This window comes from Pseudoduganella sp. UC29_71 (genome assembly GCF_042693265.1).
Lineage (GTDB): Bacteria > Pseudomonadota > Gammaproteobacteria > Burkholderiales > Burkholderiaceae_D > Rugamonas.
In genome coordinates this window covers 3,862,431-3,883,121 of record NZ_CP170549.1, presented here as the reverse complement: position 1 = coordinate 3,883,121, position 20,691 = coordinate 3,862,431, and the positions used below count along the sequence as shown (strand labels likewise).

The 20,691-nt window shown below is 68.0% G+C and carries 15 protein-coding genes and 1 pseudogene; 10 read left to right on the top strand and 6 right to left on the bottom strand.

Going from position 1 to position 20,691, the window contains the following annotated elements; genetic code table 11:
- Positions 1 to 6: 6 nt before the first annotated feature.
- A complete protein-coding gene (locus tag ACFJI2_RS17130; protein WP_377701097.1) occupies positions 7 to 1,326 on the bottom strand; it encodes a PAS domain-containing protein in 1,320 nt (439 codons plus the stop codon).
- Between the two features lie 250 nt (positions 1,327 to 1,576).
- On the opposite strand from ACFJI2_RS17130, the gene ACFJI2_RS17125 reads away from it, so the two are divergent.
- Genes ACFJI2_RS17125 through ACFJI2_RS17115 form a run of 3 tightly spaced genes read left to right on the top strand, consistent with a single transcriptional unit; the run spans position 1,577 to position 6,206 of the window.
- On the top strand, positions 1,577 to 4,402 hold the full coding sequence (locus tag ACFJI2_RS17125) for a xanthine dehydrogenase family protein molybdopterin-binding subunit (RefSeq protein WP_377701096.1): 2,826 nt from the start codon (positions 1,577 to 1,579) through the stop codon (positions 4,400 to 4,402).
- Positions 4,399 to 4,950: a (2Fe-2S)-binding protein gene (locus ACFJI2_RS17120; RefSeq protein WP_377701095.1), complete on the top strand. Its 552-nt coding sequence runs from the start codon at positions 4,399 to 4,401 to the stop codon at positions 4,948 to 4,950. Before ACFJI2_RS17125 ends, ACFJI2_RS17120 begins: the two co-directional genes overlap by 4 nt.
- Positions 4,947 to 6,206, top strand: coding sequence for a c-type cytochrome (locus ACFJI2_RS17115; RefSeq protein ID WP_377701094.1), 1,260 nt, complete (start codon positions 4,947 to 4,949; stop codon positions 6,204 to 6,206). Before ACFJI2_RS17120 ends, ACFJI2_RS17115 begins: the two co-directional genes overlap by 4 nt.
- 84 nt (positions 6,207 to 6,290) lie before the next feature.
- Here ACFJI2_RS17115 and ACFJI2_RS17110 read toward each other — a convergent pair whose 3' ends face one another.
- Both ACFJI2_RS17110 and ppc read right to left on the bottom strand, forming a co-directional pair.
- A complete protein-coding gene (locus tag ACFJI2_RS17110; RefSeq protein WP_377701093.1) occupies positions 6,291 to 7,298 on the bottom strand; it encodes a PEP-CTERM sorting domain-containing protein in 1,008 nt (335 codons plus the stop codon).
- 163 nt (positions 7,299 to 7,461) lie between these two features.
- A complete protein-coding gene (ppc, locus tag ACFJI2_RS17105; RefSeq protein ID WP_377701092.1) occupies positions 7,462 to 10,314 on the bottom strand; it encodes a phosphoenolpyruvate carboxylase in 2,853 nt (950 codons plus the stop codon).
- An 87-nt stretch (positions 10,315 to 10,401) separates the two neighbouring features.
- Here ppc and hemC point away from each other — a divergent pair, with 87 nt between their 5' ends.
- From hemC to ACFJI2_RS17070, 7 genes and pseudogenes are all read left to right on the top strand, one after another.
- The gene (gene hemC / locus ACFJI2_RS17100) at positions 10,402 to 11,499 is read left to right on the top strand and encodes a hydroxymethylbilane synthase (RefSeq protein ID WP_377701091.1); all 1,098 of its coding nucleotides are present in this window, start codon (positions 10,402 to 10,404) and stop codon (positions 11,497 to 11,499) included.
- Positions 11,500 to 11,521: 22 nt separating this feature from the next.
- Positions 11,522 to 12,296, top strand: a pseudogene (locus ACFJI2_RS17095) (uroporphyrinogen-III synthase).
- A complete protein-coding gene (locus ACFJI2_RS17090; protein ID WP_377701090.1) occupies positions 12,293 to 13,492 on the top strand; it encodes a uroporphyrinogen-III C-methyltransferase in 1,200 nt (399 codons plus the stop codon). Before ACFJI2_RS17095 ends, ACFJI2_RS17090 begins: the two are co-directional and overlap by 4 nt.
- Before the next feature lie 3 nt (positions 13,493 to 13,495).
- Positions 13,496 to 14,692: a heme biosynthesis protein HemY gene (locus ACFJI2_RS17085; protein ID WP_107870731.1), complete on the top strand. Its 1,197-nt coding sequence runs from the start codon at positions 13,496 to 13,498 to the stop codon at positions 14,690 to 14,692.
- Positions 14,693 to 14,831: 139 nt separating this feature from the next.
- Positions 14,832 to 15,374, top strand: a complete 543-nt coding sequence (gene ppa, locus ACFJI2_RS17080; RefSeq protein WP_107870729.1) for an inorganic diphosphatase — start codon at positions 14,832 to 14,834, stop codon at positions 15,372 to 15,374.
- A gap of 22 nt (positions 15,375 to 15,396) precedes the next feature.
- Positions 15,397 to 15,732: a hypothetical protein gene (locus ACFJI2_RS17075; protein WP_377701089.1), complete on the top strand. Its 336-nt coding sequence runs from the start codon at positions 15,397 to 15,399 to the stop codon at positions 15,730 to 15,732.
- Positions 15,729 to 16,064 carry a DUF5335 family protein gene (locus tag ACFJI2_RS17070; RefSeq protein WP_377701088.1) on the top strand — a complete coding sequence of 112 codons (336 nt, stop codon included), beginning with the start codon at positions 15,729 to 15,731 and terminating at the stop codon, positions 16,062 to 16,064. The genes ACFJI2_RS17075 and ACFJI2_RS17070 overlap by 4 nt, the downstream gene beginning before the upstream one ends.
- Before the next feature lie 3 nt (positions 16,065 to 16,067).
- Here ACFJI2_RS17070 and ACFJI2_RS17065 read toward each other — a convergent pair whose 3' ends face one another.
- From ACFJI2_RS17065 to ACFJI2_RS17055, 3 genes are read right to left on the bottom strand one after another with little or no spacing between them, the layout of a single operon-like run.
- On the bottom strand, positions 16,068 to 17,249 hold the full coding sequence (locus ACFJI2_RS17065; protein ID WP_377701087.1) for a DUF1624 domain-containing protein: 1,182 nt from the start codon (positions 17,247 to 17,249) through the stop codon (positions 16,068 to 16,070).
- 12 nt (positions 17,250 to 17,261) lie between these two features.
- Entirely contained in the window at positions 17,262 to 19,406 is a 2,145-nt protein-coding gene (locus tag ACFJI2_RS17060) for a TonB-dependent siderophore receptor (protein WP_377701086.1), read from the bottom strand.
- 20 nt (positions 19,407 to 19,426) lie between these two features.
- Complete coding sequence (locus ACFJI2_RS17055) at positions 19,427 to 20,653, bottom strand: GTP-binding protein (RefSeq protein ID WP_377701084.1); 1,227 nt, start codon at positions 20,651 to 20,653, stop codon at positions 19,427 to 19,429.
- Positions 20,654 to 20,691 lie beyond the last annotated feature (38 nt).

Here is a 20,691-nt window from a genome sequence, read left to right as displayed (position 1 = left end):
TCCGCTCTATGGGGCGGCGTTGGCGGGATCGACATCACGGGAGGCTTCGGCCTCCCGTTTTTCATGGGTGGGCAGCGTGATGGTGAGGACGGTGCCGCGCCCGGGCTTGCTCGTTTCGCTCAGCTCGCCGCCGTAGGCCGACACGCGCTCGCGCAGCGCCAGCATGGCCAGCGTGGCGCCACGGCTGGCGACGCCGGTATCGCTGGTGCCGCTGATGCCGCCGGTGCCGCTGGAGCAGTGTAGCCGCGCCACGCCGTTGTCGCAGATGACGATCAGCAGCGTAGCTTCGCCCAGGTCCAGCGATACGTCCAGCCGCGTGGCCTGGGCGTACGCTTCGATGCTGAACAGCGCTTCCTGGATCATGCGGAAGATTGCCCAGGTTTGCGGCGGCGTCAGCGCGGCGCCGGCGCTGTCGCTGGCCAGGTGCAGCTGGCAATGCATGCCGCTGCGCCGTTCCTGCTGCTTGAGCAGCCAGTCGGCCGCCGCCGGCAGCCCCAGTTCCAGGGTGCTGGGATGCAGCTCGTTGATCAGCGTGCGCACGGCGCGGATGGCGCCATCCAGCGTGGCCAGCACGCGTACGCTGTGGCGGTGCAGGCGCGGGTGGCGATGCTGCGCCGCGTGGCTGAGCAGGGTGGCGTCCAGCTTGAGCGCCATCAGGCTCTGGCCCAATTCGTCGTGCAGGCATTGCGCCTGGCGGCGCCGTTCGTGTTCACGCGTGGTTTCCTGCTGGTCGCTCAGTTCGCGCAGCTGGCGCAGGGTCGATGCCAGCGCGTCCTCGGCGGCGCGGCGCTCGGTTACGTCGATGCACATGCCGATCAGCAGCGCCGGCTGGCCATCCTCGTCGTACAGGGGCTGCTTGTAGGTCAGCAGGCGGCGGTCCTGCTGCAGGCCGGCGTGCCACACCCATTCCTCGTCCGTCCACAATTGGCCTGATGCGAAGGCGGCGCGGTCGGCCGCCACGAAGCCGGCCTGCTGTTCGGGCGGATAGTGAGCGCCGCCGTGGGTGCCGGCCAGCTTGGCATAGGGCTGGCCGAAGGCTTGCTCGCAGGCCGCGTTCATCATCACAAAGCGCGAGTCGGGATCTTTCAGGAACAGCGCCAAGGGCAGGCGCGCCAGGATCTCGCGCAACTGGCGTTCGCTGCGCCCGAGCACGGCCGCGCCGCTCTCGCTGCGGCTCAGGCGCTGGCGCAGGACGGCCAGCTCGTCCTCGGCGGCGCGCCGCGCGCGCACGGCACGGCGCCATAGTGCCCCGGTGGCCAAGGCGGCCAAGGCGGCCAAGGTCGCGGCCATGGCGACGGCCTGCGGAATGGTGTCTTCTGAAAACATCCGTAGCTTTTCTCCGGAATTGTTATTTTGGCATCGTCGTATGTATACCATAAAACGGCCTCAATTTAACATTCGGAAACAACTACCGGCTAGCGTTTTAGTACTCTGTTGCCACCGCGCTAAACATGAGACAGTACCGCCCGGAGTTTCTTGACAACGGTAAACGTTGGCGAGACGATGCAGGCGGACCGCCGTTCTTGCGTCCCGTATTCGGCTCGGAAACCCGTCATCCAATATTGGGAGTATTCACATGAAGGTCGCACTTTCGCGCCGCAAGTTCCTGAAGGCGGGAATGGTTGCGGGCGTCGCGGTGTATCTCGCGCCGCTGGGAGGCAAAGCCTTTGCCGCCCTGTTCGAGGACAAGATTCTCACCCCCGTTGCCTGGGACCCGAAAAACGGCCAGGCCAGAATCCGCATCGACGGCAAGGCCAAAGTCACCGGCGCCAAAGTGTTCGCGCGCGACATCCGCGCCCAGGACATGCCGCACTGGCCGCAGCAGCAGTCGCACGCCTTCATCCTGCGCGCCACCCGCACCGACCGCCTGTACGCCGGCGTCGACCTGTCGCTGCTGGGCGAGGACCTGAAGCCGGACCGCGTGGTGACGGCGGCCGACCTGGCGCGCGACGGCGTCGCCTTCCCGGCCTTCTACGGCGCCGACATGCTGCTGCCCGAGGGCAAGCAGGCGGCCTACCTCGGCCACGCGGTCGCCATCCTGATCTACGACGATTTCGCGCGCTACCGCTTCGCCAAGGACAAGCTGCAATTCCAGGCGGCCGTGCTGCGCTACGGCGAGGCCGTGCCGCCCATGGAACGCGACCCGTGGGCCACCTTCCGCTTCGTGCGCGTGGGCGGCGCCACGTCGCAGGACGACGACAAATTCTCCAGCCTGGGGCAGGCGCCGGTGTTCCCCAGCATGATGCGCAAGCAGCAGCCGGTGTGGCCGGACGGCATCGAGCACGGCAAGCTGGGCGAGCAGGGCATGTTCTACGCCAACCAGATCAAGGCCGAGCTGGACAGCCCGCCGGCGGACTGGCTGGTGCTGGAGCGCGCCTACAAGACGCAGTCGGTGGACACCGCCGCGTTGGAGCCGGACAACGCCAATTGCTGGTACGACGCCGCCAGGCAGGAACTGCACATGGTGGTGGCCAGCCAAGGGCCGCAGGAAGTCATCGACAGCACGCTGGAGATGATGAAGAAGGCCAGCTTCCCGCTCAAGGCGCTGTTCGTGCACCCGTGCTACACCGTGGGCTACGGCTCCAAGGACCATTACAACTTCCCGTTCTACGGCCTGGTGTGCGCGCTGTACGGCAACGGCAAGCCGGTGCGGCTGGCCAATGACCGCTACGAGCAGTTCCAGACCTCGATCAAGCGCCATGCCTTCGACATGAAGTACCGCATGGCGGTGGACCGCAAGACCGGCATGATGCAATCCTTCGCCGGCACTTTCGAGGGCAACGGCGGCGGCCGCGCCAATTTCTCGCCGTCGGTGGTGATGGTGGCGGCCACGGCGGCGCAGTCGGTCTACTACTTCCCGAAGAACGACTTCGCGGCCGTGGCGCTGGCCACGCGCGCCATCGACGCCGGTTCGGCGCGCGGCTACGGCACCTTGCAGAGCATGGCGGCCACCGAGATGATGGTGGACGAATTCGCCGAGCAGCTGAAGCTGGACCCGATTGAATTCCGCCTGCGCAACGCGCTGCGCTCGGGCATGAAGAATAGCCAGGGCGCCATCCCGGCCGGCGCCATCCGCGTGGACGAGGTGCTGCGCAAGGCGCAAAGCCATCCGCTGTGGAGCGCGCGCGCCAGGCGCAAGACGGAATACGAAGCGGCCCATCCGGGCAAGCGCTACGGCGTCGGCTTCGCCTGCGTGCAGAAGGACTTCGGCACCGGCGCGGAAAGCTCGCTGGCGCGCGTGGAGATCGAGGCGGACGGCAAGATCCGCCTGTGGCACAGCGGCACCGAGATCGGCACCGGCATGTCCACCTCGCAGGCGGTGGCCGTGGCCAAGTGGCTGGGCCATGCGGCCGACGAGATCCTGACGTCCGTCACCGACTGGGCCGACCTGCCCGTGGTGGCCACCGGCGATCCCTACATCATGAGCCAGGCCGAGCAGGACAAGCTGGCCGCCAATCCGCGCTGGTCGCCCACCTATTGTTCGCCGGCTAGCGCCACCAACTCGGCCTATTACTACACGCACAGCACGCGCGAAGCGGCGCGGGTGGTGTTCATGCACGGCCTGTGGCCGGCCGCCATGGCCATCTGGAGCCAGGGCATCGCGGGCGGACAGGCCGCGTCGCTGGTGGTGCGGGTGGAGGATGCGCGCTGGGTGGACGGCAAGCTGTCGGCCGGCGGGCTGGAGGCGCTGCCGTTCGAGCGCATCGTCAAGAAAGCGCACGAGCTGGGCCTGGTGACGGGCGCGGCGGTGCACGCGTTCAACCGCTGGCAGTGGAGCGAGGCGGACTGGGAGATTCCCGGCAGCGGCGGCGGTAACGCCAGCGTGCGCCTGCCGGTGGACGGCCTGTCGCTGCGCTACGGCGACGGCAAGGGCAAGGCCGGCACGCCGAACGGCTACCGCGTGCTGGACCGCAAGAGGGCCTACATGCCGGCCACGCAGCGCAACGGCGCCATGGTCACCTACTACAGCTGCGTGGGCACGCTGGTGGAGCTGGCGGTGCACGAGGGCAGCGGCAAGGTGGAGCTGCTGGGGCATCACTCCATCATGGAGTGCGGCAATATGCTGTCGCCGCAGCTGGTGTCCGGCCAGCTGCAGGGCGGGCTTGCCATGGGCATCGGCCACGCGCTGCACGAATACCTGCCGCTGTACGAGGACGGTCCCGGCAACGGCACCTGGAACTTCAACCGCTACCACCTGCCGCGCGCATCGGACGTGGCGGTGTGGAACCAGACCGCCGAAGTGCTGCCGCCCGTGTCCGAAACCGACCCGCCCAAAGGCATCGCCGAGGTGGTGATGATTCCCGTGGTGGGCGCCATCGTGAACGGCATCGCGCACGCCATCGGCCACCGCTTTACCGAGCTGCCCGTAACCCCGCAACGCATCAAGGAGGTGCTGGCATGAGCATCGTCGCCAAACCTATCACGCTACATTTGAACGGCAAGACCGTCGGCCCGGTGCCTGTACCCGAAGGCATCATGATGGTCGACTTCCTGCATGAATACCTGAACCTGACCGGTTCGCGCCTGGGCTGCGGCCAGGGCGTGTGCCACGCTTGCGTGGTCATCCTTGACAAGCCGGATGGCAGCAGCGAGGAGGTGCGCTCCTGCATCACCGGCGCCCACTACTTCGAAGGCAAGAAGGTGCGCACGGTGGAGGGCGTGGGCCAGAAGAACGACAAGGGCGAAGTAATCGGCATGTCCGCCATCCAGCAGAAGTTCCTGGAGCACTTCAGCTTCCAGTGCGGCTACTGCACGCCCGGTTTCGTCAATGCCGCCACCGTGCTGCTGGAGCACCTGAAGCGCGCGCCGGTGGCCAGGGCGGACGTGGAGCAGACCATCAGCGCCGCGCTGGAGGGCCATATCTGCCGCTGCACCGGCTACGTGCGCTACTTCGAGGCGGTGAAGGAAGTGGTGCTGGGCACGCCCGGGCTGGTGAAGGAGGGCACATGATGCGCGCCTTCCTTCCCCGCGCGGCGGCAGGCGCGATCACGGTTGCCGTGCTGGCGCTGCTGGGCGGCTGCGGCAAGGGCGGCAGCGGCGCCACGGCGCCGGCCGCCAGCAACAAGGAGATGGTGGAGCGCGGCCGCTACCTGGCCAAGCTGGCCGACTGCGCGGCCTGCCACACCACGGCGTCCGGCGCGCAGTGGGCCGGCGGCGTGGAGCTGAAGTCGCCGTTCGGCACCTTCTACGGCACCAACATCACGCCCGACAAGGAACACGGCATCGGCAGCTGGAGCGCGGATGAGTTCTACGCCGCGCTGCGCGACGGCGTCACGCCGGACAAGCATTTGTACCCGGCCATGCCTTACACGTCCTACCGTTCCATGGCGCGCGCCGACAGCGACGCGATCTACGCTTACCTGATGCAGGTGAAACCGGCCAGGGTGGCGAACAAGGAGCCGGACCTGAAGTTCCCCTACAACATGCGCTTCGGCGTGCGTTTCTGGAACATGCTGTTCCTGAAGGACGAGCTGACCGACGCCTCGCAAGGCCAGTCGGCCGAATGGAAACGCGGCCGCTACCTGTCCAACACGCTGGGCCATTGCGCGGAGTGCCATACGCCGCGCGGCGCGCTGGGGCAGATGGACTTGTCGCGCACCCTGACCGGTAACCGCATGGCCCGCATCGGCGCGCCCGACATCACGCCGGCCGGTTTGGCTGCCATGGGCTGGACCGAGGCCGACCTGGCATCGCTGCTGACCACCGGCGTGGCGCCGCAAGGCTCGGCCACGGGCGAGATGTTCGAGGTGGTGCACCTGAGCACGCAGTACATGCAGCCGGGCGACGTGAAGGCCATGACCACTTACCTGATGGGCGACAAGCCCCTGGCGCCGCAGGCGCTGAAGCTGGCCAACCCGACCGGGGCGGACATCGACGCCGGCCGCCGCACCTATATCGCGGTATGCGCGGGCTGCCATGGCCTGGACGGCGGCGGCAAGCCGCACGTGGCGGTGCCGATGAAGGGCAACAGCTCGGTGCGCAGCGCCGATCCGCACAACCTGATCGCCGTCACGCTGGACGGCATCGCCGCGCAGCATTTCGGCGACAGGGAGAGCATGCAGGAAATGCCGGGCTTTGCCGGCAAGCTGGCCGACAAGGAAGTCGCGGACCTGGCGAACTATATGCGCGCCAGCTGGGGCGGTGCGGCCAGGGTGAGCGAAGCGCAGGTGAAAGCCGTGCGGGACGAGGCGGGGAAGGGGCATTAGCGGGCATGGGGCGCTGGCGGGCGCGGCCGGCCCGCGCCGCAGGAGCTGCCGAGGCCGCGCGAGGCGGCCCCGGATTCAACAGAGTCAGACGTTACGGCGGCGGAAGAATGCCAGTCCCAGCAGGCTGATGCCAAACAGGGCCAGCGTGGCCGGTTCCGGCACGTTGACGCGTTCTCCGGTGACGTCGCAGGCGCTGCAAATCCACAGCTGCTCGGCGCCGGCGTCGTTGCCGGTGTAGCGGATATTAATGGACAGGAACAGCTCGCCGTTCAGCGGATCGAGCGCGGCAGCACTCAGTGCCAGGTTGACCGCGGCAAACTCGGCCGTGCTGGTGCTGATGTTGTTGTTGACCTGGTAGCCGCCTTGCGGGTGGCCTGCTTCGACAGGACAATCGCCGGCGTTCTGCGCCAGGCCTATTTTGTACGAGGCGCCGGTCACCTTATCCACGCAGAAATCCGAGATCACCGGCAGGAAGGTCGAGTCGTCGAGCGGGTTGTCCGTGCCGCAGCCGGAGCCGGTGCTGATTTCAAAGCACAGGCCGCTTACGGTATTGCCGGCCGCATCGATGATGCGGGCCTGGCCCCAGATGTTGACATACTGGTTGCTGCCGTTGCCGGACTGGTTGTTGTCGAACAGGAATACCAGATCATGCGTGCCCAGGTAGCTTTGCAGTTGGGACAGTTTGATGTCCCAGCGGTTGGTCTGGTCGCCAACAAACTGGCCGCCGACGTCGGTCATGGTATAGCTGGAACTCTGGTTGCCGGTCGGGGTCAGGAAAATTTCATCGACGGACGAGCCGTTGGCGAACGGGTCGTTGGATAGATTGGTCTGGCCGTTGGATGAATTCAGGATAACCGCCTGGTCCTTGATTGCGCCCGGGCTGGACGCGACAGGGTAGGGGCCGCTGGGCTGGCAGCGTGGATCGACGGGCTGGCACTGCTGCAGCAGGTCGAGCGAGTAGACGGTGAAGTTGTTGTACGTGGTGGCCGATAGCGGATTCGCATCGGGCAGGTTCAACGTGGTCGCGTGGGCCGCGCCTGCCAGCAGTGTGCAGGCAGTCAGCGCCACGCGGATAACCTTTTTGACATTCATGGCTTTCTCCGTCGGTTATGGGTTGGGGTATGAGTAGGAATGCATAACCCGTGCCTGTAGGAGAATGCGCCATGCAATCAGCTAGTTACTTGGCAGTTGATTTTTGGTTAAATAACAATTTGTAAGATTTTTCGACATTTCCAATTTGAAAGAATGTGTCTTGTCAGCCGGTGTTGCGTAACCCTGCCGCCACGCCGTTGATCGACAGGTGAATGCCGCGGTGGACGCGTTCGTCCACCTTGCCCGGCTCGTGCGACACCGAGCGGTGGCGCTTGATCAGTTCCACCTGCAAGTGGTTCAGCGGGTCCAGGTAGGCGAAGCGGTTCTGGATCGAGCGCGCCAGCAGCGGATTGCCGGCCAGCCGCTCGCTGGCGCCGGTGATGCGCTCCAGGCAGGCCAGCGTGGCCGCGTGTTCGGCCGTGATGCGCTTGAAGATGCGTTCGCGCAGCTCGGTATCCTGCACCAGCAGCGAATAGCGCGAAGCGATGGCCAGGTCGGTCTTGGCCAGCACCATGTCCATATTCGACAGCAGGGTGGCGAAGAAGGGCCAGTGCTGGAACATGGCGCGCAGCTGCGCCACCCGTTCCTCGCGCTGGCCTTCGGCCTCGCCGTCCTCGATCCACGAGCCGATGGCGCTGCCAAAGCCGTACCAGCCCGGCAGCAGCAAACGGCACTGGCCCCACGAGAAGCCCCACGGAATGGCGCGCAGGTCTTCGATGCGGCGCGTCGATTTGCGCGAGGCCGGGCGCGAACCCAGGTTCAGTTCGGCGATTTCGGCGATCGGCGTGGCCGAGAAGAAGTAGTCGGTGAAGCCGGGCGTTTCATAGACCAGGTTGCGGTAAGCCTTGTAGGCGCGTTCGGAAATCTCCGCCATCACCGCTTCAAAGCCGGCCAGCTGGGCGCGCTGCGCGTCGTCCGCCACCGGTGGCATCAGGCTCGCCTCCAGCGTAGCAGCCACCAGCAGCTCCAGGTTGCGGCGTCCGATTTCCGCGTTGGAGAACTTGGAGGCGATGATTTCGCCCTGTTCGGTGAGGCGGATCTGCCCGTTCACCGTGCCCTTGGGCTGCGCCAGGATGGCTTCGTAGCTGGGACCGCCGCCCCGGCCCACGGTGCCGCCCCGGCCGTGGAACAGGCGCAGCTTCACGCCGGCCTTGGCGAACACCTCCACCAGGCCCAGCTCGGCCTTGTACAGCTCCCAGTTGGAGGTGAGGAAGCCGCCGTCCTTGTTGGAGTCCGAATAGCCCAGCATGACCTCCTGCAGGCCGCCTTGCGCGTCGATCAGCTGGCGCACCAGGGGCAGCGCCATCAGGCGTTCCATGATGCCGGCCGCGCGCTGCAGGTCGGGGATGGTCTCGAACAGCGGGATCACCATCAGGTCCAGCGTGGCGGCGCCGCCGGCGGCAGGCTGCAGCAAGCCGGTTTCCTGCTGCAGCACCAGCACTTCCAGCAGGTCGGACACGGTTTCCGTATGCGAGATGATGTAGTTGCGGATGGCGCGCGCGCCGTAGCGCTGGCGCACTTCGCGCGCCGCGCCCAGCACCGCCAGCTCCGAGGCGGTTTCGGCCGAGTATTCGATGTAGGGCGAGTACAGCAGGCGCGGCTGCGCCAGCTCGGCCAGCAGCAGCGCCACCTTGGCTTCCTCGTCCAGCGCCGCATAGTCGGGCGCCGCGCCGGCCTTGGCGAACAGCTCGGCCAGCACGCGCTCGTGCACGTCCGAACTCTGGCGCATGTCCAGCGAGGCCAGGTGGAAGCCGAAGATGTCGGCCGCGCGCCTGAGCGTGGACAGGCGCGGCTGCACCAGCATGGCGCCGTGGTTGGCGTTGAGCGAATCGATCAGGATCTGCAGGTCGGCCGCGAAGGCGGCGGCGTGCTCGTACGGCTCGGCATGGCCCACTTCCTGGCGCAGGATGTTGGCCGCGCCCAGGGCGCGCGCGGTGGCGGCCAGGCGCGCGTAGATGCCGATCAGCGCGCGCCGGTAGGGCTCGTCGCTGCGGTGGTCGGAAGTGTCGGTGGAGGAGTCGGCCAGCAGCTGCAAGGCGGGCGTGCAGCGCACCATCAGCGTCGACACCGACAGTTCGGCGCCCAGGGTGTGGGTCTCGTCCAGGTAGAAGTCGAGGATGGTGGTGGCCTGGCGCGCCAGCGCGTGGCGCATGGTGCCGGCATTGACGTTGGGATTGCCGTCGCGGTCGCCGCCTATCCAGCTGCCCATCTGCACGTAGGGCGCGCTGATGGGGTTGGGCTGCGACTGGCCGTCCGGGCCGGGCTGCCGGTATTGCGCGGCGATGTCGGCCTCGATGTCGTCGTACAGCCCGGGCAGCTCGCGCAGGAAGGTGATGCGGTAGTAGGACAGCGCGTTCTCGATCTCGTCGGCCACGGTGAGCTTGGAGTAGCGCAGCATGCGGGTCTGCCACAGCGTGGCCACGCGCGCGCGCAGCAGGTGCAGGTTGGCGGCGCTTTCCTTGGGCGTGAGCGGCAGGTCGCGCTCGGCCAGCAGGCGGGCGATGTCGTGCTCGGCGTCCAGGATGGACTTGCGCTGCACCTCGGTCGGGTGGGCGGTCAGCACCGGCGAGATCAGCGCGTTCTCGAAGAAGCCGGTGACGGTGGGCTCGTCCACGCCGGCGCCGGCCAGCTTGCACAGGGCGTAGCTCACGCTGCCTTGCTGCGGCCTGGAGCCGGCCAGCAAGTGGGCGCGGCGGCGGCGGATGTGGTGCTGGTCCTCGGCGATGTTGGCCAGGTGCGAGAAATAGGAAAAGGCGCGCACCACGGTGATGGTCTGTTCGCGCGTGAGGATCTTCAGCATCCCGTCCAGTTCCTTGGCCGCGCCGGCGTCGGCTTCGCGGCGGAAGCGCACGGCGGTCTGGCGGATGGTCTCGACCACCGCGTACACGTCCTCGCCTTCCTGGGCGCGCAGCACGTCGCCCAGCAGGCGGCCGAGCAGGCGGATATCTTCCTTGAGGGGGGCGTCCTTGTCGTTGCCCGGTGTTGCTGCCGATGCTGCTGTATTGCTTGCAACCATGGTATATGCCCTATGCATGATTCTCGAATGGGGCGCGCATGATAAAATTTGAGGTCTTCATCATGCACGCTAGCGAAAGAACAGGCTTTGAATACTTCCGAATTGGCTCAAGAGCTCCCTACCCGACTGGTGATCGCTTCGCGCGAAAGCCGCCTTGCCATGTGGCAGGCGGAGCATGTGCGCGCGCGGCTGTCGGCCTTGTACCCGCAGTGTAGCGTAGAAATTCTGGGCATGACCACGCGCGGCGACCAGATCCTGGACCGCACGCTGTCCAAGGTGGGCGGCAAGGGCCTGTTCGTGAAGGAGCTGGAAGTGGCAATGGCCGAGGGCCGTGCCGACCTGGCCGTGCACTCGCTCAAGGACGTGCCGATGGAGCTGCCCGAGGGCTTTGCGCTGGCCGCCGTGCTGGAACGCGAAGACCCGCGCGACGCCTTCGTGTCCAACGACTACGCCTCGCTGGACCAGCTGCCGGACGGCGCCGTGGTGGGCACCAGCAGCCTGCGCCGGCAGTCGCTGATCGCGGCGCGTTATCCGCACCTGGTGATCAAGCCGCTGCGCGGCAATCTCGATACGCGGCTGGGCAAGCTGGACCGTGGCGACTACGCCGCCATCATCCTGGCCGCCGCCGGCCTGAAGCGCCTGGGCCTGCCGCAGCGCATCCGCGCGCTGCTGGAACCGGAGACGAGCTTGCCGGCGGCCGGGCAGGGCGCGATGGCGATCGAGATTGCCGAGCGCAGCGATGGCCTGGACCTGATGCGCCTGCTGGCGCCGTTGAACCACCTGGCCACCGCGCTGGCCGTGACGGCCGAGCGCAAGGTGTCCAAGGTGTTTGGCGGCAGCTGCCAGGTGCCGCTGGCCGCCTACGCCACCGTGGTGGACGGCCAGATGCACTTGCGCGCCATGGTCGCGACGCCGGACGGCGCGCGCATGGCCAGCGCCGAAGTGCGCGGCGTGGCCGCCAGCGCCGAGCAGCTGGGGCAGGACGTGGCCGAGCTGCTGCGCGGCCAGGACGCCGTCGCCATCCTGGCCAGCTGCCTGGCCGATGCGGCGGCCGCCGATGCCGCCGCCGCCAACCCGCAGGCTGCGCCGTCCGGCGCGGGCCGCAACGATCCGCAGCCCGGCAGCCCCGAGGACATCGCCCACCGGCAGCCGGGCGAGCCCACCGGCGGCCGTTCCGGCGTCTGACGCGCGGATTCGCCAGCACCGGATGCCCGCCACCGTCATCATCACCCGCCCATTGGCGCAGGCGCAGCCGCTGGCTGAGCGCGTGGCCGCGCTCGGCCGTCCGGTGGAAGTGCTGCCGCTGCTGGAAATTGCGCCGCTGGCCGACAGCAGCCAGCTGCAGGCCACGCTGGCGCAGCTGTCGAGCTACGCGCTGGTGGCTTTCGTGTCGCCCAACGCCATCGACGCCGCCTTCGCCCACATCCCGGCCTGGCCGGCCGGCGTGACGGCGGCCGTGGTGGGCGAGGGCAGCCGCGCCGCGCTGGCCGCGCACGGCGTCACCGACGCCAATGCGCACATCGCCAGCCCGGCCAACCCGGCCCACGCCGATACCGAACACCTGCTGCAGGCGCTGGACCTGAAGGCGCTGCGCGGTGCGCGCGTGCTGATCGTGCGCGGCGAAAGCGGCCGCGAACTGATGGGCGACGCCTTCCGCGCCGCCGGCGCCGACGTCACCGTGGTGGCGGCCTACCGCCGCAGCACGCCGGCGCTCACGCCGGCGCTGGGCGCCACGCTGGAACGCCTGCTGGCGCAGCCGGCCGACTGGGTCATCACCAGTTCCGAAGCGCTGCGCGGCTTGCTGCAGCTGGCCGGCCAGCTGCCCGGCGGCCCCGACGCCGTTGTAAAGTTGCAACAACAGCATTTAATTGTCCCCCCACGCCCGCATTGCCCAAACGGCAAACGGGCTGGGCTTCCATAGCATCACGCAGACAGGATCAGGCGACGAACGCCTGCTGGCCGCGCTACAATCACGTCCATGAACGATTTGCCTACCAAACCCGATCCCGCAAAGCCAGAAGGCGCGGCGGACCAGCCGGCCCTGCTGGCGGCACCGGCCGCCAGCGCCAGTGCCGCCGGCGCCCCTGCCGCACCGGCCGCACCGACCGTCACCGACACCTTGCAACGCCCGCTGACCATCGCCGTCATCGTGCTGGGCATCCTGCTCGCTGCGCAGACCTGGTCCTCGCACAGCCAGATGCGCAACCTGCGCGAGGAAATGGCGCGCCGCCTGCAGAAAGGCGACGCCGTCAACACCGAAACCGGCGCGCTGGCGCGCTCGGTGCAGGAAACGGCAAAGGAACTGCAAATCAAGGTCGGCCTGCTGGAAAGCCGCCAGACCGAAGCCCAGAGCCAGCAACTGGCGCTGGAGCAGCTGTACCAGGACCTGTCCAAGAACCGCGACGAGTGGGCGCTGGCCGAAATCGAGCAAGTGCTGTCGACCGCCAGCCAGCAGCTGCAGCTGGCCGGCAACGTGCCGGGCGCGCTGATCGCGCTGCAGAACGCCGACCGCAGCCTGTCGCGTTCGGACAAGCCGCAGTTCATCACCATCCGCCGCGCCATTGCCAAGGACACCGACAAGCTGAAGGCGCTGCCGAGCGTGGATTCGGTCGGCCTGGCACTGCGCCTGGACAACGTGATGGCGCAGGTGGATACCTTGCCGATGCTGGCCGACGAAAAGCCGACCCTTCCGGCCGCGCCCGAGAAGAAAGCGCGCGCGCCCGCCAAGCCGGCCGTTGCCGCCAAGGGCGGAAAAGCCGGCAAGGACGCCAGCGCGCCGGCGGAAGAGGGCAGCCCGTGGCTGCACCAGGCGCAGGATGTGTGGAACAGCTGGAGCAGCGAAATGTGGACCGACGTGCGCCAGCTGATCCGCGTGCGCAGCGTGGACACGCCGGACGCGCTGATGCTCTCGCCCAGCCAGGCCTATTTCCTGCGCGAGAACCTGAAGCTGCGCCTGCTCAACGCGCGCATGGCCCTGCTGTCGCGCAACGAGACCGCCTTCCGCAGCGACCTGATCGCGGCCCAGGAAGCGCTCAACAAATACTTCGACACCCGCGCCAAGAGCACCCAGACCGTGCAGGCGCTGCTGCGCCAGGTCCAGGGCAGCAACCTGGCCATCGAAATGCCGACGCTGGCCGACAGCCTGAACGCCGTGCGCAACTACAAAGCGAAGCCTTAAGCCATGCGTTTCTTCCTCTGGTTACTCGCACTGATGGCGCTGGCCATCGGCGTTGCCGTGACGGCGCGCTTCAACCCGGGCAATGTGGTGCTGTTCTATCCGCCGCACCGCATCGACCTGTCCCTGAACCTGTTCGTGGTGCTGATGCTGGCGCTGTTCGCGCTGCTGTACCTGGTGATCGGCGCGCTGCGCAGCACCATGCAGATGCCGGGCCGCGTGGCGGCCTACCGCCAGCGCAAGCGCGAGCGCGACGGCAACAAGGGCTTGCGCGACGCGCTCAAGGCCTTGTTCGAAGGCCGTTTCGGCCACGCCGAGAAGGCGGCGCTGCGCGCCTCCGAGCTGCCCGAGAACGCCGGCGTGGCCGCGCTGATCGGCGCGCGCGCCGCGCACCGCATGCGCCAGAACCACCGCCGCGACAACTGGCTGGCCCAGACCGCCGGCGACAACGCGCTGAAGACCGCGCGCCTGATGACCATGACCGAGCTGCTGGTGGACGACCACCAGCCGGAAGCGGCGCTGGAAGCGGTGCGCGAGCTGAACGCCAGCGGCACGCGCCACATCCATGCGCTGCAATGGTCGCTGAAAGCGCAGCAGCAGGCCAAGAACTGGCCGGAAGTGCTGCGCCTGGTGCGCTCGCTGGACAAGCACAAGGCGCTGCACCCGGCGCTGTCGGCGCGCCTGCGCGAGCTGGCCTACGACGATCTGCTGTCGGACAAGTCGCACGATGCCGAATCGGTGCAGCGCGTGTGGTCCACCATCCCGAACGCGGACCGCCTCAAGCCCTACGTGGCCTGCCGCGCCGCCGCCGCCATGAATGCGCGCGGCCTGCACGACGCGGCGCGCGTGGTGGCCGAGGAAGCGCTGGCCGCCAACTGGGACGACCGCGTGGTGCGCGCCTACCGCGAAGCCGCCGCCCCGGCCGGCACGCCGGCGCTGCTGGCGCAGATCGAGCATTGCGAACACTGGATGCAGGAACGCCCGACCGACGCCGAGCTGGCGCTGACGCTGGGTTCCCTGTGCCTGAAGCAGAAGCTGTGGGGCAAGGCCCAGCGCTACCTGGAGCAGGCCCTGTCGGACGCCGAAGACTCGCGCATGGTGCGCGAATCGCACCTGAAGCTGGCGCAGCTGCACGAAGCGCTGCAGCAGCCCGAGGAAGCGGCCAGCCACTACCGGCAGTGCGCGCTGGCAACCATCCTGTAGTTTCCCCCGAGCCCGTCCGCGCGACGGGCTTTTTTCTGCCCGGCTTTCCTGCTGCGGCGCACAAGTGCTGTCCACTTCGCTATAATGACGCGGTTAGACTATCCCCAAGCAATCCCCCGCATAGCAAACCGAGGAAAATATGAGCCTGAATAAAGTACCATCCGGCCGCGACGTGCCGAACGACTTCAACGTGATTATCGAAATCCCGATGAACGCCGATCCGATCAAGTACGAAGTGGACAAGGAATCGGGCGCGATCTTCGTCGACCGCTTCATGGGCACCGCCATGCACTATCCGTGCAACTACGGCTACGTGCCGAACACCCTGTCCGACGACGGCGACCCATGCGACGTGCTGGTGATCACCCCGTTCCCGCTGATCCCGGGCGTGGTGGTGCGTTGCCGCGCCATCGGCGTGCTGAAGATGACCGACGAAGCCGGTGAAGACGCCAAGGTGCTGGCCGTGCCGGTGGACAAGGTGCTGCCGATCTACAAGCACTGGCAGAAGCCGGAAGACCTGCAAGACCTGCGCCTGCAGCAGATCCAGCACTTCTTCGAGCACTACAAGGACCTGGAGCCAGGCAAGTGGGTCAAGGTACAAGGCTGGTTCGGCCCGGAAGAAGCCAAGCAGGAAATCCTGAACGGCGTGGCCAACTACAAGAAAGAAAACGCAGAGGGCTAAGCGCCGCTCCGCTGCAGCAAGCATGCCGAAAAGCACCCGCCGCAAGGCCGGGTGCTTTTTTTTCGCCCCGTCCCGAATTTTTCGTGCGCAGTCCGGTCTATCCAGCTACGGCAAACAGGAGGAAAATGTGATGGAAACGATGCCTATGCTGATGCGTTCCTGGTGGATACTGGCGCTGCGCGGCCTGGTGGCGCTGGTGATCGTGATGGGCGCCAACGCCCTGGTGACCGGCGTGCTGGACTTGGCCATGGCCATCCGCATGCGGCAAATTCGGCCGGCGCGGCAGCGAACCGGACCGCCGCAGCGGCGAGCGCCGGACCGTGCCGGTGAGCTAAACTTGTGGGAGGAAACATCATGACTATGTCACGAATCGAAAAGAACGGCTGGCAGGCCTACTTCGACGGCGTGGCCCGGCAGCTGGAGGGCATGAGCGCCGAGATCGATGTGGAGGCGATGGCCATCGGCAGCCAGGTCGAGGTCGAGTGGGTGCCGCTGCTGGGCATCAGCTACGACCCGAAAAGCGACGTGCTGTCGATCGCGGTGGAAGGGCTGGGCCACGTGATCCGCCGGCCGCAGACCATTTTCGTCGACGTCGAGCTGGGGCGGCTGGCCAGCATGGAAGTGATCGACGCCGACAATGTGCGCCACATCGTCAAGCTGCGCGAACCCTTGCCGCTGCCGCCGCCCTGAGCGTCAGAAGTACTTGAGCCAGGCAACGCCGCTGGTGCGCTTGAGACGCCCGAACCAGCGCGCAGGCAGGTAGAGCAGCGCGCCCAGCAGGGCGCTGGCCAGCCATATTTGCCATACCGCGCTGAATTCGTAGCGGCCCTGCTGGTGCAGTGCCGCCGCCGCGCGCTGCAGGGCCAGCAGCGCATAGAGGTGCAGCAGGTAGTAGAACAGCGGTGCGCGGCCGTACACGGCACAGGCGCGGCTCCAGGCTGCGCGTCCCACGGGCTGCTCCACCAGCGCCAGCACCAGCAGGCCCGCGCCCAGCGTGAGCAGCAGGAAGTCCAGCGATGGCGGGTACTTGGTGAAGTTCAGGAAGGACATGGCGCCATGCAGCAGGTCCGCCGTTGGCTCGCCCTGCGCCCACGGCCGGGCTTCGCCGTAGATGTTGAAGCCGCGCAGCACCAGCAGCGCGGCCAGCGCGGCGCCGCCGGCACCCAGCAGCAGGCGCACGCGGCGTTGCGGCGCCATCGCGCGGCCGTACAGCGGCCCGGCCGCATAGCCGAGCAGGATCACGCCTATCCAGGCCAGCAGCGGGTAGCTGACGCGCACCCGGACCGGTCCCTCGTTCAGCAGGTAGCCGCGCTGCTCGATCACCGTCCACAGCATGGCGCCGGCGCCGCCCGGTTCGAAGCTGTTGCCGAACGCCGCCGCCAGCTGCGCAGTGCCAGGCAGGGCGTTGTGGCCCGCCACGATCAGCGCGCCGAGGGCGGCCAGCCAGCGCAGCGGCAGCCGGTGCAGCAAGGCCAGCGCCATCATGGACAGGCCGATGGCCCAGATCACCTGCAGGTACAGCACCGGCCCGGGCCACTTGCCGGACCAGGCGAAATTGACCACCACCAGCTCCAGCAACAGCAGCAGCGCGCCGCGCTTGAGCAGGAAGGCGGTGGCGCTGCGCGGACCGCCGGGCGGATGCGCGTACAGCCAGGCCGCCAGGCCGGTGAGGAACACGAACAGCGGCGCGCAGAAGTGTGCCGCCAGCCGGGTGAAGAACAGGGCGGGCGGGGTGGTGGCGACGTCCATCGGGTCGCCTACCTGATGCTGCAGGTAAAAGGTTTCGCGGACGTGGTCCACCGTCATCAGGAGCATGACGATGCCGCGCAGGATATCGATCGAGGCCACACGGGCACCGGGAAAGGCTGGGGTCATGTCGGTCCTGCTTTATAAACGGTACGACAGTGTCGCGGTCACGGTGCGTTGCGCACCGGGCGTCACCCATAGCTGGCTGTAGGCGCTGGCATAGTAGGCGCGGTCGAACAGGTTGTCCACGTTGAGAGAGAGGCGCAGCCGTGGCGTGGGCGAGTATGCCGCCAGCAGGCGCGCCGTGGTGTAGGCGGGCAGGCGGAAACTGCTCGATACGGCCACGTCGCCCAGGCGCGCGCCGGCATAGTTCAGGCCCGCACCCAGCGTCAGGCTGCCGCCGCTGCCGCCGCCATTGCCATTGCCGCCGGGACGGAAGGTCTGCGCCAGCAGTACGTTGGCGCTGTGGCGCGGCACGTTGGGCAGGCTGCTGCCGGTGCGGATGGCGTTGTCGCCCCTGGTCACGCTGGCGTCGGTGTAGGCATAGGCGCCGGACAGGCGCAGGCCCTGCGCCAGTTCGCCGGACACGTCCAGCTCCACGCCCTTGCTGCCCACTTCGCCGGCCGGGATGGCGAAGTCGGTGTTGAGCGGATTGGTGGCCAGCACGTTTTTCTTGGCGATGCGGTACAGCGCCAGGGTGGCGTTCAGGCGGCCGTCCCGGGTGTCCGCCTTGGCGCCGATCTCGTAGGAACGGCTGGACTCGGCCGGGAAGGCCCGGTTCTCCAGGCTGATGCCGCTGTTGGGCCGGAACCCCCTGGCCGCGCTGGCGTACAGCGACACAGCCGCCAGCGGCTGGTACACCAGGCCCACGCGCGGGCTGGTGGCGCTCAGCGCCTGCTCGTTGCTGGCCGCCTTGCGGCGGTTGATGACCTGCTGGCGGTAGCTGTCGCGGCGCACGCCCAGCAGCGCCTTCCATTGCGCCCCCAGCGCAAGCTGGTCCTGCAGGTAGAGCGCGTGCGCGCGCTGGTGCTCCACGGTGTCGATGGACGGGGTAAGCGGGTCGGCCACGGCGCCGTACACCGGCGCGTAGATGTCGATGGCGTAGGGATTGGACGTGCCGGGATTGCGCCGCAGCTGCAGGCGCTCGTCGTCGAAGCGGTAGCCGTCCACGCCGAACAGCAGGTTGTGGACCACGGCGCCGGTGGCGGCGCGCCCCAGCAGCTCGGCGCGCGCCGAGCGGTCGGTGGCGGAGAAGTCGCGGTAACGGCGCTGGCGGCGCAAGGAGCGGCCATCGTCCAGCAGGTCGTTCGCCTCGCTGGAATAGCCGGCCAGCGAACTGTCGCGGTAGGACAGGCCGGTTTGCAGCGACCACCCCGGGGACAGCTCATGCTGCACGAACAGCTGGTGCCCCAGCGATTTGACCGTCATGGCGCCGTCGCCCGGCTCGCCGAGGAAGCGCGATACCGGCACCGCGCCCAGCTTGCCGTTCACGGCCAGCACGCCCCGGTCGAACGGCGTGCGCTGGCGGGCCGCTTCCACCTCGTAGGACAGCGTGGTGGCCGGGCCGATCAGCCACAGCAGCGATGGCGACAGGAAGCGGCGCTCGCTGTGCAGCGTGTCGCGGAAGCTGCCGCCTTCCTGGTGCGCCGCGTTCAGGCGGTAGGCCACGGTCTCGCCGAGCGGGCCGGCCAGGTCGGCGGCGGTGCGCCAGGTGCGGTGGCTGCCGGCGGACGTCTCCACGCTGTACTGCGGCGCGAAGCGCGGCTTGCGCGTGAGGATGTTGACGGTGCCGCCCGGATCGCCGCGCCCGTACAGGGCGGATGCAGGCCCCTTCAGGATTTCCACCGACTGCGCGCCGGTGATGTCGCGCATGCCGTTGTAGCCCCGGCTGGAGCTGAAACCGTTCACCATGTAGTCGGAGCCGAAGTTCGGGTCGCCGGTAAAGCCGCGCATGGCGTAGCTGTCCCACAGGCCGCCCAGGTTGCTCTGCGGCGCAATGCCGCTGGCCAGTTCCAGCGCGGACGAGAGCGAGGCGGCGCCCGCGTCGCGCAGCAGGTCGGCCGTCAGCACGCGCACGCTTTGAGGCAGATCCTGCAGCAGCGCGTCGGTCTTGGTGGCGCCGGCCGCGCTCAGGCTGCGGTAGTTCTGACGCTGCGCGCTGATGATGACGCTGTCGGCGCTGTCGGCGCTGTCGGCGCCTGCGCCCGCCTCGGCGGCAAAGCCTGCGGGCGGCGCCAGGCATGCCGCCAGCGCGGCGGCAACGGCGGTTTTCTTCACGCGCTTCATGTTTCCTCTCATGTTTCCCCTCATGCTTCCTCGCGCTCCCATTCCGGGAACGGGTCCGCCAGGCCGCGCCAGTGCGCCATGCCGGCCGCCAGTTCGGCGTCCGTCAGCAGCGACGCGTGGAAGGCGCGCTCGATGGCTGCGCGGTCGACCGCCTGGCCGATGAACACCACCTCGTTGATGCGGTCGCCGAACGGCTCCTGCCAGGCCGCTTCGATTTCGGCGCGCTGCGGGTCGCCTTGCGGCGGCCAGCGCTTCCTGTCGCCTGCGGCCCACCACTGGCCCACCGGCTCCACGCTCGCGATGCGGCCGGCCAGCGAATAGGCCACCGCCCAGTCGGGCCGGGTGGCGAACCACACATAGCCCTTGGCGCGCAGCAGGCCGGGAAAATCGCGCCCCAGGTAGGCGTCGAAGCGCTCGGGATGCAGCGGCCGGCGCGCGCGCAGCACGAAGCTGGAGATGCCGAATTCTTCGGTCTCGGGTGTGTGGTCCCCAGCCAGCGCGCGCGCCCAGCCGGCCATGCCGCTGGCGCGTTCCAGGTCGAACTTGCCGGTGCCGAGGACGCGCTTGAGCGGCAGGCGTCCGCGCTCGGCGCATACCAGTTCGGCTGCCGGGTTCAGTGCGGTCAGTGCCGCCTGCACCTCGGCCAGCTCCGCCGGCGTCGCCAGGTCGGTCTTGTTGATGACGATGACGTCGGCGAACTCCACCTGTTCGGCCAGCAGCGAGGGCAGGGTGCGCTCGTCGCCTTCGCCCGCGGTTTCGCCGCGGCTGGACAGGAAGTCGGTGCTGCGGTAGTCCGGCAGGAAGCTGCGCGCGTCCACCACCGTCACCATGGTGTCGATGCGGGCAATGTCGTTCAGCGATTCGCCGTCTTCGGTGCGGAAGTCGAAGGTGGCGGCCACCGGCATCGGCTCGCCGATGCCGGTGGACTCGATCAGCAGGTAGTCGAAGCGGCCCTCGGCGGCCAGCTTGCGCACTTCCAGCAGCAGGTCTTCGCGCAGGGTGCAGCAGATGCAGCCGTTGCTCATCTCGACCATGCGCTCGTCGGTGCGCGACAGCGAGGCGCCCGCGCTGGCGGTCCCGGAGGCGAGCAGCGCGGCGTCGATATTGACTTCGCTCATGTCGTTGACGATGACGGCAACGCGCAGGCCTTCGCGGTTGGCGAGTATGTGGTTCAGCAGGGTGGTCTTGCCTGCACCGAGAAATCCGGACAGGACTGTGACGGGCAAACGGGTGTCGTGGGCTGGCATGGGCAGGGTCCATTAATGCAAGAAGGTTGCAATAATAG

What these genes read in the sequence shown, in the direction of transcription:
- ACFJI2_RS17085 (WP_107870731.1), top strand. Translation starts at nt 13,496, where the DNA reads ATGCGTTTCTTCCTCTGGTTACTCGCACTGATGGCGCTGGCCATCGGC.
- ACFJI2_RS17060 (WP_377701086.1), bottom strand. Translation starts at nt 19,406, where the DNA reads ATGAAGCGCGTGAAGAAAACCGCCGTTGCCGCCGCGCTGGCGGCATGC.
- ppa (WP_107870729.1), top strand. Translation starts at nt 14,832, where the DNA reads ATGAGCCTGAATAAAGTACCATCCGGCCGCGACGTGCCGAACGACTTC.
- ACFJI2_RS17070 (WP_377701088.1), top strand. Translation starts at nt 15,729, where the DNA reads ATGACTATGTCACGAATCGAAAAGAACGGCTGGCAGGCCTACTTCGAC.
- ACFJI2_RS17115 (WP_377701094.1), top strand. Translation starts at nt 4,947, where the DNA reads ATGATGCGCGCCTTCCTTCCCCGCGCGGCGGCAGGCGCGATCACGGTT.
- ACFJI2_RS17055 (WP_377701084.1), bottom strand. Translation starts at nt 20,653, where the DNA reads ATGCCAGCCCACGACACCCGTTTGCCCGTCACAGTCCTGTCCGGATTT.
- ACFJI2_RS17125 (WP_377701096.1), top strand. Translation starts at nt 1,577, where the DNA reads ATGAAGGTCGCACTTTCGCGCCGCAAGTTCCTGAAGGCGGGAATGGTT.
- ACFJI2_RS17120 (WP_377701095.1), top strand. Translation starts at nt 4,399, where the DNA reads ATGAGCATCGTCGCCAAACCTATCACGCTACATTTGAACGGCAAGACC.
- ACFJI2_RS17065 (WP_377701087.1), bottom strand. Translation starts at nt 17,249, where the DNA reads ATGACCCCAGCCTTTCCCGGTGCCCGTGTGGCCTCGATCGATATCCTG.
- ACFJI2_RS17075 (WP_377701089.1), top strand. Translation starts at nt 15,397, where the DNA reads ATGCCGAAAAGCACCCGCCGCAAGGCCGGGTGCTTTTTTTTCGCCCCG.
- ACFJI2_RS17090 (WP_377701090.1), top strand. Translation starts at nt 12,293, where the DNA reads ATGAACGATTTGCCTACCAAACCCGATCCCGCAAAGCCAGAAGGCGCG.
- ACFJI2_RS17110 (WP_377701093.1), bottom strand. Translation starts at nt 7,298, where the DNA reads ATGAATGTCAAAAAGGTTATCCGCGTGGCGCTGACTGCCTGCACACTG.
- ppc (WP_377701092.1), bottom strand. Translation starts at nt 10,314, where the DNA reads ATGGTTGCAAGCAATACAGCAGCATCGGCAGCAACACCGGGCAACGAC.
- ACFJI2_RS17130 (WP_377701097.1), bottom strand. Translation starts at nt 1,326, where the DNA reads ATGTTTTCAGAAGACACCATTCCGCAGGCCGTCGCCATGGCCGCGACC.